Raw genomic sequence first — 16,420 nt, 5'->3', positions numbered from 1 at the left:
ATTACACTCCGCAACTTTGATATTTTTTTATTCCATCTCTCCAAATAAATATGGAGATGATTAAAAAAATTATGATATAAATAAGTGGAATTATGAACATAAATGACTCAATTAAGAAATTGGAATCGGTAATAATTTTTGTTGGTATATAGCTAATGTATGGGAATGGCGTCAATAAAAGTATTTTTTGAATTGATTTGAGAGTCAAGTCAAAAGGGAATAATGATCCGGATAAAACGTAAGATATAAATGAAATAAATGCTTTTAACCCCCATATTTCTGTGAAATAGAAAGCGGATAATCCAATTAGGATAGAAATCAAAATACTAATCGAACATGCATATAGTAAGAATGGAATAGCTTTTAGCATGCATGCGAGTATATTAGAAGTTCCCAATGCAAATATACTTACTGTAAAAATCGGGATATATACGCAAATAATGCGGACAGCCATTTTTGCTAGAGCTTTGAAAATAACTAGTATAAAGTAACATTTTGGTAAGAGTAGCTTTTGACCTAAACCATTCCCTTTGATATCTTTTGCAATTTCTCTGGATACATCCATGGTAATTACCACGTAGGTTAAATTAGAGATAATAACATATAGGATTATCCCACTATTGGTATATGCTTTAATATCAGTAGTTGACATAATACTGATGATAAAAAAGCAATTAATCGCAATTGGGAAAAGTACAGATCCCAGTACTTCTCCAATGAAATAGAGAGGATACGAGATATATTGTTTGAATGAATTCTTCAGCAAACTTGTAATCACTATTTACTCCTTCTATATAATTCCTCTATTACCTCATTCAAGTCCATATCAACTAAGTTAATTTCTTTCAATCTATCAGAAGGTATTGTTCCTATGGTTTCTAGGAATTTTTGGTTATCTTGTTGTATTTCTACTTGTTTTATAGTTTCATCATCCATCTTAAATTCTAAAAATTTTTTGGGCTTAACAATCATATATAATTCCCTAATTGTACCTAGGAATAATTGCTTGCCCTCGTTGAGAATCAATATATTGTCACTGAGTTCTTTGATATCATCAATATTATGACTGGTTAGAATCAAAGATGCATTATTTTGTTTAACATATTCTTTCAGAAATGAACGAACGGAGCATTGAGTCGAATAATCTAAGCCTATCGTTGGTTCGTCTAAAAAGATGATTGTTGGAGTATGTAAAAAAGCAATAAGTAAATCGCCCTTCATCCTCTCGCCTAGAGATAATGTTCTTACTTGTTGTTTTAATTGGGTAGTAAGTCCAAGCTTAGATGAGAGTGAGGAAATGCGAATGTCCGCAGTTTCTCTATTAATCCCGTATACAGAAGCCATAAACAGCGCATTATCATATATGGAAATATCTTCGTCCATTTGACTTTTTTGTCCCATGATAATTGCTACGGAATTTCTGTATGATTTAGTTCTCTTAAAAGGGTTGGTTCCCGTTACTTCTACCTTACCACTGTCGGGAACCATAATACCTGACAATATTTTAATGAGTGTTGTTTTACCTGCACCGTTTTTCCCTATAATTCCTAATATTTCACCACGGGAAACAGAAAAAGTGATATTTGCAAGAGCGATAGTAGATCTGCAATCGCTAAAAATCCTAGAATGATTGTATTTTTTGCTAATATTATTGCATGTAATACTCTTTGTTAACTCTTGCATTGTAGTATAGTACCTCCGTGTGCTTGAATATATTTGGTGATAGATAATGAAAATGTTGTGAGTTGATTATTGGGAACGTTGATTTTAAAATACGAAGGCTATCACCTTTTAATACAGATAAACATTTATATTTGTTGCAATTATTATACATCATATTTTAATGATAGAATCCATAAGTTAATGAAGCGAGGTGAATGCTGGATTTATGGGCGATAATATCATTCAATGCTCATGCATATATAATTGAAATATTGCTTACTCATAAATAAAAGGGAAGAACCTTTCGGAACTTCCCTTTTGTTTATGGTGGTCTCTGAGGGGCTCGAACCCTCGACCCACTGATTAAGAGTCAGTTGCTCTACCAACTGAGCTAAGAAACCATCTCGCTCAATGCTTTATGATTATATAATTTAAATTTTATCTTTGCAAGAGGTTTTTAAGATAAATTTCTTTCGTTTGATTTTTTTCGCAATTTGGAAAATTTCAAGACATATCGCAAAGTTTTTTTGATTTTTTAGAGAAATATCTGTTTTTCTATGAAAGAAACTTGGTTTTGTTACATTTTAGAGTTATATGTATTGCATGCAGGTTTATTTTATCAATTTGATACATCTTTTAAAAGACCATTATCCAATGATCTGATTTGTTTCCGGATTGTAATGTATGTATTGTTAAATAACGATATCCTTCAGTTCAGGGAACTGCGGAAAGTTCCTGTATGAACATCTCCTCTGCCGTTCGATAATCAAATAGTTTTCTTGGGTAGTTGTTGATCCATTCTTCTATCGTCTTAAACTTGCTTTCAGAATAGTCATCAAACTCCGTCCCTTTAGGAATAAACTTTCTGATCAATTTGTTTGCAACTTCATTGCTGCCACGTTCACAACTTGTATATGGATGACAAAAATATAATTCCGTTCTCTTCTGTGTTTCATCTGTACAGGATCGTTCTATCTTTTCTACATAGGAAAACTCTGTCCCATTGTCACAGGTGATCGTTCTGAAGAGTATATTGAATTTCCCCTGTAATCGTTTTTCAAGATTGTTTAATGCTTGTACGACAGCTTCGGCACAATGATGTTTCAACTTGACGATGATTTCTTTCCTGGTCTTTCTTTCCGTCATAACAAGCATACTGCTGTGGGATGTATTCTTTCCTTTGACGGTATCCATCTCCCAATGTCCGAATTCATCTCTGGTCAAGATGTATTCCGGACGTTTCTCAATACTTGTTCCTACGATCCGTTTTGCTTCCTTGTTCTTCTTTACCTTCTTATATTTCCGCTTTCTTTTCCCTTTGACAATCAAGTCTTTGTTAGTGACTCTATCAAATACACCGGCATCGATGTAGTTATACAAAGTGGTTACACAGATCGATTCTCGGAACTTTAGATTCTTACGTTTAATTTCACCCAGTACAACTGCAGGACTGTACTTGTCATCTGCAATCTTGTTTTCAATATATCGAGCAAGACGTGGATCCCTAGATATTTTCTTGGCAACTCCCTTTGACCGCATCTTTGTTTCATGACGCTGTTGTGCCAGATCAGAGCTGTATGTTCTTTTATGAGAATTGCCAACCTTTTTATAATATTTGCCATGCTTTATTTCACGATATATCGTGGATATATGCACTTTTAAGATCTTTGCTATATCCTTGATTGGTACTTTCTTCTCATATAAAGTTTCCAATTTGACCCTATCGGTCTGTGTCAATTGTTTAAAACAGCGCATGATAATCAACTCCAAAATCTTATATGTACATTGTATAGCCTTAGGCGCAGAATGTTTAACTTAACTTTTTAGGAATCAAATTATTAGAATCAATCATTCTTTTCCATTATATTTTTCTGATAATGCTTTCAGATTTCCTCCAGCATCGATGACGGCGTTTTTAATCTTTGTTGACATCAAATATTCTGCAACTTTCTGGGTTGCATATCCTTTTGCAATAGCTCCAACATACACACTTATGCCGAGATAGATTACTATCTCGGCAATTTCTTTATTCTTAAATGATCTTCGTGCAAAGTTTCAGTATTTCCTGGTTCTGTTTCAACTCTTCATCCGCTTTTGTACGACACTTATGGAACATCTCCCATTTACCACCTTCCTCTTCGGGATGATATACACCTATACAACCTATATGAGGATACTTTTTAAAGTAATCGCTATACTTATCCAGGATTACTTTTTTCTTATCCATTGGGACTACCACAAAGTTCTTATGGCAAAAGTCAGAATTCAGATATGCCTGAGAAAATGCCTTATCAATATCTGCCAGTTTGAATTCAAAACTACATAATTCAATATGGAATCCTTTATCATCTTTTACTTTTTCTACAGTCAATAGATCAACACCTCCGGTTCGAGCCTTGCACTCAAACTGATAGGAAACAATATTTGATCTGTATCCATATTTCTTCCAAAATTGTTCCTTCAACGCTCTTTCTTCTACATATTTCACTTTACTTTTCCTCCTCAAAATTCATCGTAAGCTGCATATCTGTTTCTCTGCTGTTTTCTTTATGTTTTCTTTGTTTCTTATTGATCGGTTTGACATCCAGAATCTCCCCGGTTTCCGCATCCGTCATCTTCATCATTTACTTCCCGTTTTTCAGTTTCCACCCTATGTGTAAACAATTTTTTATATTCTTCCGTCAGTGAGAAAGTATGTAATTCGCTTAGTTTGTTTTCAATCTGAAATTTATCTTTATACAGATACGCCGATCGATTATAGATATACCAAAAATTCGGATAGAACCTGGTAATGATCGGCATCTTTCGCTGCCTTAAAATGACTGCTTCGGAAAGTGACAGATGCATCAATCTGTCTTCAGTAATGACCGGCACGGTATCAAAGCGTTTTGTTTCTTTATTCCATTTCAACTTCTTGCCGGCACGATTAGAAAACTCCTTGACGGTTTTATTGTTGGTTGCCAACAGATAAATGGTATTCATGATATTTCCTTTGATCGTTTCCGCCATCTTGTCACCGTACTTCTCATCAATCTGAGAGTATTCCTGAACAACGATATGCCATCTGATTCCTCTGAAGCGGGATGCCGCAAAGACAGTATTTGGATCCTTCAATGCCGGTGATATGCCAAACTCATCCCAGATGATGTCCCAGGGGATAGGCAATCTTTGATCCGGATACTGTCTGGAAGCAGCTGCCAACTCGTTATAAAGCTGTGTAACAAACAGGCTTACGAAAGGATGATATGTTGTTTTTTCATCATTGGTAATCATGAATATCGCCGTCGGCTTAGTAACCATATCTTTAAAGCTGAAGGTAGTCTTTGAGGTCATCTTTCTGACACGTTCATTGATCATACCTATCTGCATTTTATTGGAGAACGTAGACAGAATGGATCCTCTTTCGTCTGCACCCGTATAACATATCGTGATCAGTCTTTCATAAGATCGATCTGTCACATTACGGAGATTTTGCAGATACCACATTAACAGGAACATCCTTCCGGATGGTGTATCAACGGTAGAAAAACCCTCGCTTGCAAGTGCATTGATATTCGGGAAGTTGATCTGATCTTCATCCAACTGGCAAATGTTCCCGTCATCATCAACATACTCATACTCCAAAAGAAAAGACACACATCCTTCCATGAGCCGCTGTGCCTGTTGCCAGAAGTGTGCTTTTGATGTTTTTTCTTCACACAGTGTCCGGCAAATATCCGTCAACTGTTCATTGGCATCAGAAAGATCCGGTCTTGGAAAGTTCGGTGATTCTTCGATCATCATCTTTTGTTTCTTCAGCTGGTTATATCGTTTTTCGACCGGATCGATCGCCGCCTTGGCTTTTTGCTGCTGATCTTTGTCTTCCGAATCTAGGTCTTTGGCAAATTCTTTATTTACTTGCAGCATCTTTGCCTGCAGCAAGAGGTATTGTTTCTTTATCTCTAGGTAATTTCCCCGTTCATTTTCATTTTTCCAGCACTGATCCGCTGCTTGCTGTGCTTCCCGGTATTTTGCATATACGATTCCAAAAGGATTCCAGCATTCAGATTTCGCCGGATCCACAAAATCCAGAACAATAACATTGTACCCGTCCGCCTTCAAGCGTCCGTAATGCGCCTGTAACAGATTCTTTTTAATATCATTGACAAACATGTTTGATCTGCCAATGCGCACACCTTCAATAAAGCCATGCACTACCGTAGTTGTCTTACCGGAGTTCGTTGTACCAATGACCAGACTGTGATTATCATCCGGATCCACGTAAGTACATGATCTTGATGTTTCCATCGGCAAGCCGCATCTTCGATTCGTATCTTCCCCATTGATATTAAACCATCTGTATTCATTTACTTTCCATTTATCGGAGAGCTTCAAACGCTGTACCAGTTTATTCCACAAGTGTTTCTGCGGGTTGAATACAAAATCAGCATAATCTTTGATATGCGGTCTGAGCAGTACATATACCGCATTCCATCTCAACAGCAGATCTGTTCTCCAATTTCCCATATTCGCCTCGATCTGTTGAATATGTCCGCTTTTGATCAGCTGCTTCAGCTCTCTTCGCTGCCGAATCGTATCTTTGATCATCGTTAATTTATCCTTGAACAGCTTCCGGGCTGATTTTTCCCATACATTAGAGCTGATCAGAATCTCCAGGATTAGCAGTCCCAAAAAGATCACAATATAAAAGAACATATGATCCAAAACTGCCGGCAGTGTTAATTGAATCCGCAGCATGTTTGACGGAATATATTGACCTATCCGGTTGATCAGATTTTTTATTGTGATCATAACAATGACCACTGCTGATACAAACTGAATCAAAAATGCCGCATTGCCAAACCACCACCGGACATCTTTATAATACTTTTTGGCGGAAACAAACTTATGATCCTGTCTTCCATCCGCATCGAAGCGGAAGCGCTGCAATCCTTTTTTAGCCTCGTGCCTGCTTGCAATATGTGTATATGAATCCATTTCTTCATGCGTCAATCGCCGCTTCATCGCACGCATTTCTCTTTCTGTCTTAGACGGCCGCAATGACATGGTCAAAAAGTACAGCAGTCCGGCCAGAATCAGATATGTTACCAGGCGGAAGTATTCTGCATTCCCCTGCCAGAACATGATTGCCGGATCCAGACAGACATGCCGCACATTGATCGCATCAATAAATCCCATCAGATCATCTCTGTAAGATAAAAGCCATGCTATCTGCATAGCAAGAAAGTATGCAACAATCACATAGGCAATCCCCCAAATGATCGACTTCAATATTTTCTTCAAAACAATCATATCTTCTGTTCACCTCTTTTCACTTTATAACTAGGATATTCTCCAGACTCTTTTTCATATATCTTCTTTTGATTCTGCTTCAGATACTCATCAATTTCTTCCTCAACTTCTCTCTTTCGATTGTTCAACATGCGTTTAAAAAACTTTGGCAACCGCATTCCAAATCTTTGTTTGTATCCATGGAACTCATTTTTTGTAAAACTGACACTTCTGTTAAAAAAGTTCATAAACTTCTTTGCCTGTTTGTTTCCCTGCTCAGATGCAGAATGTAGATATTCGATACCTCTTTCTTTTTCTGCATCTTCTTTAGAAGCAATCACAATCACGCTTCCCTTCAGATATTGATCCACAGCAGAGCTGCCAAGATTCTTAATCGCCATTTGTGCCGCCACAAAGTTTTGCTCCTTTAGTTCCTGAACCACAATTTTTTGTTCCGGCAAGAGATCATCTGTTTTTATCTGCTCTAATGCATTCCACAAAAGCTGCGTACCGTGATCCATCTTCCAGGTATGCACTTTATTTGCTTTTTCAGTCGGATCCTGTTTGATTTCTTTGAATCCTTTGAGTATCTCATTAGCGATCATCACACGCAGTTTTGTATCTTCTCTTTCCATCATATGAGATATTTTTTCGTTGCCGATCGCATTCATATTGTTATCAAACTTTTTCAGATGATCCGCAAACTGTTCATACGTCCCTTTCAGTTCATCACTCTTCAAAATCTGTTCCACGATGTTATCCAGTTGGTTTTTATATGGTGCCATGTTGGCGGAGTTGTACTGTAAGCGTCCGCTTCTTGGCAGTTGTGAATAGAGATTGGATACATCCTTTAACGTCTTATAAGAAAGAGTTTCCATTTGACTGATGACTTCTTTTTTAAGTGGATTGATCATTTTAAGTGCATCTTCTGATTCCTGCAGATACAGTTCCTTATATCTTTTTCTTGCCGCAATTTCTGTGATGATTGTAGTTTTAACTTTATCGATTTCTTTCTCAGTAAACTTTCCTCGATCTCTTGTATGTTCTTTTTCAAGGAACGTAATATGCATATGCGGGTGATCCGTATTGGTGTGAAAATCTTCCCACCAGATCATGTTCTTCGGATCAAGTCCAATCTTCTTAAATGTTTTGTTCAGCGCTTTTTGCGTCGTACTTGCAAAATCCTCCTGCGTCTTTAGCTCATATTCATTTAACAAATCATAATTATCCAATGAAACGACAAGTGTCCAAATAAGATCGCCATCCTTGGAAAATGACTTCATTGAATTTCTGATCCACTCTTCACGTTGTTCTTGTGAATAAATCTTTCCTTCGTTTGTCATCGTAAAGTATGCTTTATCATTTGAATTTTTCGTTGCATTTTCTCTGCTTGTATAATCCATCAGTGAACCATCCAGTCCATGTTCGGAATGTAAAAGAGAGCTTACAGTTTTTTCTGCTTGCTCTCCTTTACCTCGTACTAATTCATCATCCATTGAATTGCTGATGGCTTTGTCACGTACCAGATAATTTACAAATCCGCCAAATACGGATTCTGTTGTGACGATTCCTTTGAACCCGGAATTGCTTGGTGCGTGTTTACCATATTGCAGAAATGCCACATCAACGATTACATCTGCATGTCCCATTTTACATCTCTTCCTTAGTGATTAAAGTATTTGCTGATGTCTGCTTCATCATCTGTCTTTTTTTCTTCTACTGCATTTTCTGTAACATCTGCCTGCACTTTTTTCTTTGGCTTCGTTCTGCGTTTTGGTTTCAGATCAAGATCCATCAGATTCAAACTTTCAATCTTCTTTTCCAAATCTGCTTCGATACTTTCATATTTCTTTTGCAGTTTCTTCACTTCAGAAATGTTTGATTTCAGGATTCCGTTTTGTTCATTCAAGACTGCAATCTGTTCTTCATTTGCCTTTAAGACAGCTTCCATTTTTTCTAACTTGCTATTCAGTTGTTGTAAATTCATTTTTCATTTCCTCCCATAATCTGTTTTACTTTTTCTGTAATGATCTCTTCAAACTTCATATTGTTATCAACTGCAGTTTGCACACTATCTAAATGTTTTTCTGCACTTGCACTGTACATTAAAACTTTTAACATGAGCAATTCTTTTATGTTTATTTCTTTAACAAAGTCCTGCAACAGTTTTAACTTGCCTGTGATCATTGCATTATTTTTATTAAAGTAATCTTCTAATACACTCTCCAAAGTAATTTGAATTGATTCGGAAAATGCATTGGAAGTTTTCTTGTCTGTGCGCTTAATGTAGTAATCTTTGATCGCCTGTTTGATGATCTGCGTCTTATTTAATGCAATTCTGTTTGCGGTAATTGCATCTGTTTCTTCCTGTGTTACCAGAAAATCAAGCATGGATATATACTCATCTTCTGCTCTGAAGTGTATCTCTTTTCCATTTGCCATATTCTTACTATATTGCTCCCTTCTGCTTAAAAAACACCGAAAAAGATTTACCGAAAAAACAAAAAAACGAATTTTTAAACATCATTTTTTGTCATTCATTTTGTGGACACAACGTGGACAACATGTGGACACAAAAAATCGGTATGTATGTCCACACTGTGACACAATGTGTACACATCAAAAAAGCCGCTTATAAAGCGTGAAAATGGGCATTGCCCATTTATCCAAAGTGAAGTTGTGGACACAATTTTGTGGACACACACTTCCTTACCCTGTTTCTCTAAGATATTTTGAGAAAATTTCAAACTTTCCGCAAACTTCCATTTTCGATTTTAGAAAAATCCGATTTCATTTTTCCGATTTTCCGATTTAGAATTTTCGATTTCTTCGATTAAAATTTTTTGCTGTCTTGAATTTTTTCAATACGACTTTGCGTGTTTTTCGTTTCAAAATTTTTGAAATTCATGATTTGATTTTTCCATTGTACATGCAGGAAAGTCCATCAAAAATTTTCGGTAGCACTTTGTAATTGCTAATAATTTCCAAATAATTCATATTGCCTTTTCCTTTCATCAGTGTTGAGATGAGTGGAAAGATTTTTTCTTCCCACTCACTCACTCACGCATTTATTCTTCGTCCAGAATTTCGTTCACATCATCTGTGACCGGTGATAATGTTTTGAGATATGCTTCATAGAGAACTTTGAAATCTGCGCTTCTATCAGCAGTCTTTTTGAGTTGGTCTTCATACTTCAACTCTGCCATTTTTTCGTCCATCAATTCTTCAAGTTTAGAACGCTCTGATAATGCCTGTTGCTTTTTGAGATAATTGGTAACATCGACCAAGCAGATAACATCTTCAATACATTTGCGTTGATGACCGGTTAACGCTTCCAGTTCACTCACCGGCTCTAAAACCGTACCGATTGCAAATTGTTTGCCATAAGAATGAACAACAGCAACGTCATCTTTCTTTAATTCTTTTGGACTGATGAAGATCCGTGTTTCATCTTCATCGTAGTTGAGAATAAATCTGTAGTAGTGTTTCATTTTGAATTTCCTTATCTACCTTTAGGGTAGCACTTTCTAATGCCTTATCCTTGGCACGCCCAAAATGAAGCATAGAAAAGTGCAGCATGAAGAACCTAGCAAATGAAATGCGGTTGACTTGCAAGGTACTTGTACCGTAGCCCTTGAGTATTTTGAACTTGCAAGCACAGAGTGCGCCGTCCTTGACAGCTGGCTGTCACAGGATTCAAAAAGGTCAAGGGTCAACCCATAAGATCTTGTTCGTAATGCGTAACGCCAAGAGATAAAAAACAAAGGACAGCGACAGATAATATCTGGAAGCTGCTTGATAGAGTTTCGTCAGAAACTCGTATCCTTGTTTTGTATCTCGTCTATGCGAAAAGCGTGGAGTGCCAAGGATCTTTGAAAGATAAATCAGAATTAATCTAGCAGTCTGTTTGTTAAAACAGATTGCAATAAAAAAAGGAAGCCTGAGCAGATTGTATTCTGCGAAGGCATCCATGTATTTAAAGCAGCACATGAAACCTGAATGGTTGAGTGTGCTGCTTGTTTAAGCCGAAAACAAATTGCTATTGTGGTGTTTTTTCAAAATCTTTGTAATAATATCGTTTCAATCTTTTTGCTAACAGAATGAATTTTTTATCTTTACTTGTCTGAAGACTCATCACCATGAAATGATTTTGATCATTTGCCTTCAGACCGGAATCGATTGTTGAAGCTTCCTTTGCTGCAGTGTACCAATTCTTAAAATCTTCCTTATTTTTGAAATTGCGTTTATTGATTTCAAATTCCGGAACTTGACTCAAATCAAATACACAATCGACCTGAAACCAATCTGCAAAATCATCATATTCGACCAAGAACGTCTTATTGTGTTCATAGTTTTCCTGAATTCCAAGAATATCTGCTACATAGCCAAGTCTAGCAACATCTCCGGTACTATAACTATAGACCGTAATGACTTGATCATTTTTCAGATCTGCAGCTTTATCAAAGAATGGTTGCCCTTTATCGGTCGTTCCACCATTGGCTGCATGATCCAAATATTTTTCGTTATCATTCGTCTTCATGATTTCTTCCTGCACCATTCCGGTATCCCATAACATCCATCCATAAATGTCATAATTATCTTCCGTTAATTCACGCATATGCCTTCTGGTGTTCTCAAACGCACCTTCATATCCAGCATCCCATGTGAAGTTGTTGTAGGTAATCGTTGGATGCTCCTCTTCCGCCGGAACATCATCTGCAGCAATATATGGATTATCATCCGGCTTTTCTTCCGGTTCGACCGATGTTTCTTTCGTTTCGACATTACTGCTGTGTTCTTGTGCCACGTTTTCCTTTGATCTGTTCCTTCTTTGATTATAACCATATGCAAATAATCCCGTTAAAACAACGGCAATCAAACATCCTAAAATAATCTTCTTTTGTTTCACTTCCTCACTTCCTTCCCTCTGGGGCGTTTACCAAGGTACGCCTACGGTGTCGCCCCCAGACTTTAAAGCGCTATGAACCAGTATATCTTAAAATGCCATCCCAGTTGGAGTCCCAGTATTGCGCAACACTGATTTCCGTACCTGATGAATCACCATTTACTCCATCCCAATCCCAATGCGCTCCAAGGCTCATTCCACCGCCCAGATATAGTTCTGTGTGATTTTGTTCATTCAATAATATATCACCTCTTCTAAGCGATGATTGACCGCTAAGGACACCATAATTTGATAAATCACCTAATTGGTAACTTGGAATCCATTCCCAATGCCCTTCAGCCAAGAACATATTTTTCATACTATGGGTCGAAGTGATAGCAATGTTGAATCCTGCAGCTTGCATCGCATAGCATACCAATGATGAGCAATCATAGTTCGGATTCCCGTATCGAGTGATCTGAGAGTAACCATGACTATTATCGTTAGCGATAGCCGTTCCCCATTCGATTGCCGCTTCGATCGGTGCCGCAACCAGTTCACTTCTTCCTAACGACATGCTGTTAATCGTTTTACTGACGATCTGTGTCTTTAAGGTCTTAATCCTGGAGATTTTCTCTTCCGAAAAAATAAATCCGGTAATTTCTTCAATCTTTGTATAGACCTGCTCGAGCTGTTCATCTCCGGTAAAATAATTCATATACTCCCGCATGGGGATCTTTGTATTGATATCTTCCCCCGTTTCCAAAAAATAGTAGCAAGATATTGCTTCAGCGTAACCGACTTCTTCATGGGAACCATAGTCTTCAAAATTCGGATATACTTCTGCATGCCATTTTGATAGCAGATCAGTTGCTGTATTTTCGTCTTCAAACCAACCAACAATCCAGGTCTTTGCCGCATCCAGGGCGATGATTGGTGCCGCCACAACACTTGCTGCAGCCAATAGTGAAAACAAAAGCGGCAACAGTAAAACCGATATCGCAAATATCGTTATAAACTTCTTCAGTTTTCCTAATTCTCTTGTCATTTCCCTGTAAACATCGCTCCCATCTCCCATAACTCATTCTGCGTTGCGTTGACATGGATCGGAATTCTTCTTTGATCCCCAATCAACAGTAGCGCATCACCTTGTGAGAATATATGTTTTACCCAGTACATTTCATTCTCATTGACAGATTCCAACTTTTCAAAACCTTCTGCAGCTGCCTTGTTTAATTTCATCACAATCTTATACGCAGAATTATTAAACATTGCTCTTGTATGCATGATGACCGCATCAACAGCAAAGTCCTGTGGCTCTTGCGTAATCAGAAACATCAGATTTTTATATTTTCTTGAACGTCTGACGAACTGAGCGACCATTTTTGCCGTATGCGATGTCTGAATAACATCGTGTGCCTCATCAACAATGAATGCTGACTCTACATTTTCATCCAAACACAGTGACCAAGAGTAGTTAAACATCAAGTAATACAAAGCATTCTTTAATTCCTGGTCAGCATTGAATAGCTCTTTGGTGCCAAAAGAAATGATGTTTCTGCCATCATCCTTTAATTTGATGGTCGTATGTCCGACGAAATAAACAGACCATTCCGTCAAGATACGCTGCATCTTTCTGACTAGGGAACTAAGCAGTTTTACATCTTCTACATGTCCGCTTCCCATCTTTTGATAGGATTTCAAAACTCTTAATAAACATGTGTTAAATGTTTCAAATGTCGGCATATCTTCCGTTGTAAGATCTTTAAATGATTTCCACATACCATTTTCATCCGCTTTAATGCCAACTTCCGCATAGGTCATTTTAACGATACCGCCGATAAAAGACAGTGCGTCCTCTTCCATCTGCGGGAATAAGAATTTAAACAAAATCGTAACATCCTCAATTACTCGGTTGATTGCCAATCCCGTATTCCACATTGCCGAATCATCTTCACCTTCATCAGATGAATTTGGCTTTAAATCAAATATATTGATAACATTCCCCAACTGTCCCCAGCTTACATAAGTTCCATTGTAACGCTTTGTAAGGATCTCATTCTTATTCTCTGGATCCACCCATATTGTAAAGATACGCTTTCGTATCAGCCATCTAATTACCAATGCCGTTAAAGTAGTTTTTCCTGAACCGGCAGTACCGACGATAACAAAGTTTCCGTTTAAACGATTGGTGATGGCAGCCTGTTTTGGCTGATGCAGATAGAACTGGGGATCCAGAAAGATTTTACCGCCGTTTGCTCTTTCTTCACCCAACAGAAAACCGTACAAGTCGTTCAGTGTTTCAAATACATACGGATACATGCCCGCCACCGCATCTGATGTTAACGGTGCGCCTATATTCTCTTCTATCGTCTGATTGAGTCCTGAAGAAACAAATAACGGCGTTGCCATTTTAAATAGCTGCTCTTGTATCATCGGCGCAGCACTAACCTTAAACTTATCCAATGTCAATCTGGAGCGAAGCCGTTCAAACCTGTCCTTCAATTCCTTTTCATCATCGGCGACGATCTGGAATATAACGGTCAGCTCATGTGTTCGATCTGCTTTTCTTACAACCTCCGATATGTATACTTCCTGCGATTCGATTTCAGACAGAATCTTTTCCTTTTCAATCTCGTCCTTTGATCTACGATATCGTTCCTTCAGAGTCCGCAGATCTTTATTAAGCATCTTTGTCAGATCGTTATTGGAGCGTTTCGCCTTCATGAACACTTTGATGTTCGGATCCGTCAAATAATCACACATAAGTCCAAGATTAAAGACATCCGGAAGTTCCGTTACCAAAAGATTCTGAACGTATTTATCACCAACCTCCAAATACCGGTTTTTTACCAGCAAGCCAACCGGAGCGATCTTGGAACGCTGAATCAGGTTTTCTGAAGGTTTGATATTTAATATCGGCTCACCACCGTACTGTGAAAAGTCCTCTGTATGATCGATCTTTTCATATTCATCTTTCTGCTGATTCAGCTGCATCTGTACATTCAGATATGAAAAAATACCTCTGCTGAAGGTATAATCATTGATCATATTGTTTTCAAAATAAAAGGATACCAATGAATAATAATCACGTTTATTCAATACCTTAGGATCAAATCCGGCATTTGCCCAATGACGATACAAATCCTCCAGGTTCTTATGAAGTCTTTTCTCATCCGTATCACGTATCAGTAAAAAGAATTCTTTCTCTCTGTGATACTTCTGAAAGTCATAAATTTTTTCCAGATCCGCTTCGATCATGCGAGTGATGACCGGATCGCTTTCTCCACGCAGTTGACGATTCAGATCATTGATCCAGTTATCTGCATTAACCGGTGAGTACGGAAACTCAAACCATACCTCATCAGGCATCTGATTGAGTGCCAGACGGATATTATTCAGAATCGCACGCTGTTTTCCTTCATCGTCAATAAAAATATCATGCGGTTCCAGTTTGATGCCTCTAACGATATATTTTTTATCTTTACCAACAATCATGCAATCATCTTTGACTTCTTGCAAATCCATCCATCTCAGCGAAGTGGCTACTTTCTTTTTGATTGCTTGGGCTGCTTTTTGTGATGATTTCAATTTTTTATATTCCGCTCTCTCCAGGCGTGTCATCGCACGACCGTTATTTTTCTTCAATCGAATCATGTTTGTAAATTCCTTCCCATATATACTTTTTATTTGTCATGACATACCTTACAATCACTTTTAAAAACTCTATATTGTTGTGGTAGATTCCTGCCGGCAGTGTCAAGAAGTAAGTGATCACCGCCGGCAATAACAGCAATAATACAATCCATATGTTGAATTGGCTCAAAAAACCAACATAAATAATCAATCCAAGAAAACTGAATACAACACCTGCGATCACTATGATCAGATCACTCAATCTGAAGCGGTTCATGATCAATCTTCCGTATTTAAAATTTCTTGGTGACGTAAAAACAATCTGCTTATTCTGTTCCATTTGCCAGATCTCCATTTCTGCCGGCATTGCGTATCGCATTCCCGAAGTATCGCACACCTTGCCCTACATTTTTTATCGTAGAGCCAACTGATTTTGTGTCATTGAGATGTTTTCGTTGAATATTTGACATGAACAGCCGATCGGCTGACTTCTTATACATGTATGAAGCAAATGAGGCAGCCATGCCACCTGCTCGACTGTTTTGTCCAATCTGTCCCAGTCTTGAATCTGAATCAGTTACTCGATTATCAGCATAGCGTACAGAACCACGCTCATTGATATACGGACTTGCCATAGCACTTCCGGATGATCGTGAAGCAGATGGTTCTGCATTCCAATCTATGCCTGCGTCGCCTCCATTCGCAAAGGTCTCCGATATTTGGTCCGTACCACCGTTCCCTAATTTTCCCGCAAACCCACCGGAACTCCCTGTTCCACCGCCAACATTCATTGGATTCAGGCTTCTAGCACCCAGTTTTCTGCCTATCCCATAGATGCCCAATGCACCGGCAGTCTTTCCTAATTTCCCCGCTGTTAATGCAGCGCCTGCTGCCATTCCAACCCCAGCTTTGGCAAGCCCAGCACCGGTACTAATCGCTCCTGTCATCATTTGTATGGATTGTAAG

The 16,420-nt window shown here is 38.1% G+C and carries 15 protein-coding genes and 1 tRNA gene; all 16 read right to left on the bottom strand.

The annotated features are described in order from the left end of the window. Position 1 precedes the first annotated feature (1 nt). Positions 2 to 778 carry an ABC-2 family transporter protein gene (locus tag RGT18_RS11830; protein ID WP_028078846.1) on the bottom strand — a complete coding sequence of 259 codons (777 nt, stop codon included), beginning with the start codon at positions 776 to 778 and terminating at the stop codon, positions 2 to 4. Further along, entirely contained in the window at positions 778 to 1,683 is a 906-nt protein-coding gene (locus tag RGT18_RS11825) for an ATP-binding cassette domain-containing protein (protein ID WP_051241069.1), read from the bottom strand. Before RGT18_RS11825 ends, RGT18_RS11830 begins: the two co-directional genes overlap by 1 nt. Positions 1,684 to 1,987: 304 nt before the next feature. Then, positions 1,988 to 2,063: transfer RNA gene (locus RGT18_RS11820), tRNA-Lys, on the bottom strand. A 313-nt stretch (positions 2,064 to 2,376) separates the two neighbouring features. Continuing rightward, the gene (locus RGT18_RS11815; protein WP_338175831.1) at positions 2,377 to 3,417 is read right to left on the bottom strand and encodes an IS30 family transposase; all 1,041 of its coding nucleotides are present in this window, start codon (positions 3,415 to 3,417) and stop codon (positions 2,377 to 2,379) included. A gap of 93 nt (positions 3,418 to 3,510) precedes the next feature. After that, positions 3,511 to 3,651 (bottom strand): FAD:protein FMN transferase, encoded by a 141-nt coding sequence (locus RGT18_RS13135; RefSeq protein WP_162141243.1) that lies wholly within the window; start codon positions 3,649 to 3,651, stop codon positions 3,511 to 3,513. Positions 3,652 to 3,694: 43 nt separating this feature from the next. Then, positions 3,695 to 4,150 (bottom strand): hypothetical protein, encoded by a 456-nt coding sequence (locus tag RGT18_RS11810; RefSeq protein ID WP_028078767.1) that lies wholly within the window; start codon positions 4,148 to 4,150, stop codon positions 3,695 to 3,697. Positions 4,151 to 4,227: 77 nt separating this feature from the next. Next, complete coding sequence (locus RGT18_RS11805; protein WP_338176298.1) at positions 4,228 to 6,954, bottom strand: type IV secretory system conjugative DNA transfer family protein; 2,727 nt, start codon at positions 6,952 to 6,954, stop codon at positions 4,228 to 4,230. Continuing rightward, the gene (mobL, locus tag RGT18_RS11800) at positions 6,951 to 8,582 is read right to left on the bottom strand and encodes a relaxase MobL (RefSeq protein ID WP_028078765.1); all 1,632 of its coding nucleotides are present in this window, start codon (positions 8,580 to 8,582) and stop codon (positions 6,951 to 6,953) included. Before mobL ends, RGT18_RS11805 begins: the two co-directional genes overlap by 4 nt. A 14-nt stretch (positions 8,583 to 8,596) precedes the next feature. Next, positions 8,597 to 8,920, bottom strand: a complete 324-nt coding sequence (locus tag RGT18_RS11795) for a hypothetical protein (RefSeq protein ID WP_028078764.1) — start codon at positions 8,918 to 8,920, stop codon at positions 8,597 to 8,599. Further along, complete coding sequence (locus tag RGT18_RS11790) at positions 8,917 to 9,375, bottom strand: hypothetical protein (protein ID WP_028078763.1); 459 nt, start codon at positions 9,373 to 9,375, stop codon at positions 8,917 to 8,919. Before RGT18_RS11790 ends, RGT18_RS11795 begins: the two co-directional genes overlap by 4 nt. A 626-nt stretch (positions 9,376 to 10,001) precedes the next feature. After that, entirely contained in the window at positions 10,002 to 10,424 is a 423-nt protein-coding gene (locus RGT18_RS11785) for a hypothetical protein (RefSeq protein ID WP_028078762.1), read from the bottom strand. Between the two features lie 548 nt (positions 10,425 to 10,972). Then, entirely contained in the window at positions 10,973 to 11,842 is an 870-nt protein-coding gene (locus RGT18_RS11780) for a sortase family protein (protein ID WP_028078669.1), read from the bottom strand. Between the two features lie 70 nt (positions 11,843 to 11,912). Continuing rightward, positions 11,913 to 12,866 carry a peptidoglycan amidohydrolase family protein gene (locus tag RGT18_RS11775; protein ID WP_051241046.1) on the bottom strand — a complete coding sequence of 318 codons (954 nt, stop codon included), beginning with the start codon at positions 12,864 to 12,866 and terminating at the stop codon, positions 11,913 to 11,915. Beyond that, complete coding sequence (locus tag RGT18_RS11770) at positions 12,863 to 15,475, bottom strand: VirB4 family type IV secretion system protein (RefSeq protein ID WP_051241045.1); 2,613 nt, start codon at positions 15,473 to 15,475, stop codon at positions 12,863 to 12,865. Before RGT18_RS11770 ends, RGT18_RS11775 begins: the two co-directional genes overlap by 4 nt. Beyond that, entirely contained in the window at positions 15,453 to 15,794 is a 342-nt protein-coding gene (locus tag RGT18_RS11765) for a hypothetical protein (protein ID WP_051241044.1), read from the bottom strand. Before RGT18_RS11765 ends, RGT18_RS11770 begins: the two co-directional genes overlap by 23 nt. Further along, on the bottom strand, positions 15,781 to 16,404 hold the full coding sequence (locus tag RGT18_RS11760; RefSeq protein ID WP_156022849.1) for a hypothetical protein: 624 nt from the start codon (positions 16,402 to 16,404) through the stop codon (positions 15,781 to 15,783). The genes RGT18_RS11765 and RGT18_RS11760 overlap by 14 nt, the downstream gene beginning before the upstream one ends. Positions 16,405 to 16,420: the final 16 nt, after the last annotated feature.

Source organism: Solobacterium moorei (genome assembly GCF_036323475.1).
GTDB classification, from domain to species: Bacteria; Bacillota_I; Bacilli_A; order Erysipelotrichales; family Erysipelotrichaceae; genus Bulleidia; species Bulleidia moorei.
The sequence above is the reverse complement of the archived record's forward strand: the minus strand, read 5'-3'. Positions and strand labels throughout refer to the sequence as shown.

What these genes read in the sequence shown, in the direction of transcription:
- RGT18_RS11760 (WP_156022849.1), bottom strand. Translation starts at nt 16,404, where the DNA reads ATGATGACAGGAGCGATTAGTACCGGTGCTGGGCTTGCCAAAGCTGGG.
- mobL (WP_028078765.1), bottom strand. Translation starts at nt 8,582, where the DNA reads ATGGGACATGCAGATGTAATCGTTGATGTGGCATTTCTGCAATATGGT.
- RGT18_RS11795 (WP_028078764.1), bottom strand. Translation starts at nt 8,920, where the DNA reads ATGAATTTACAACAACTGAATAGCAAGTTAGAAAAAATGGAAGCTGTC.
- RGT18_RS11815 (WP_338175831.1), bottom strand. Translation starts at nt 3,417, where the DNA reads ATGCGCTGTTTTAAACAATTGACACAGACCGATAGGGTCAAATTGGAA.
- RGT18_RS11805 (WP_338176298.1), bottom strand. Translation starts at nt 6,954, where the DNA reads ATGATTGTTTTGAAGAAAATATTGAAGTCGATCATTTGGGGGATTGCC.
- RGT18_RS11825 (WP_051241069.1), bottom strand. Translation starts at nt 1,683, where the DNA reads ATGCAAGAGTTAACAAAGAGTATTACATGCAATAATATTAGCAAAAAA.
- RGT18_RS11785 (WP_028078762.1), bottom strand. Translation starts at nt 10,424, where the DNA reads ATGAAACACTACTACAGATTTATTCTCAACTACGATGAAGATGAAACA.
- RGT18_RS11765 (WP_051241044.1), bottom strand. Translation starts at nt 15,794, where the DNA reads ATGGAACAGAATAAGCAGATTGTTTTTACGTCACCAAGAAATTTTAAA.
- RGT18_RS11790 (WP_028078763.1), bottom strand. Translation starts at nt 9,375, where the DNA reads ATGGCAAATGGAAAAGAGATACACTTCAGAGCAGAAGATGAGTATATA.
- RGT18_RS11775 (WP_051241046.1), bottom strand. Translation starts at nt 12,866, where the DNA reads ATGACAAGAGAATTAGGAAAACTGAAGAAGTTTATAACGATATTTGCG.
- RGT18_RS11770 (WP_051241045.1), bottom strand. Translation starts at nt 15,475, where the DNA reads ATGATTCGATTGAAGAAAAATAACGGTCGTGCGATGACACGCCTGGAG.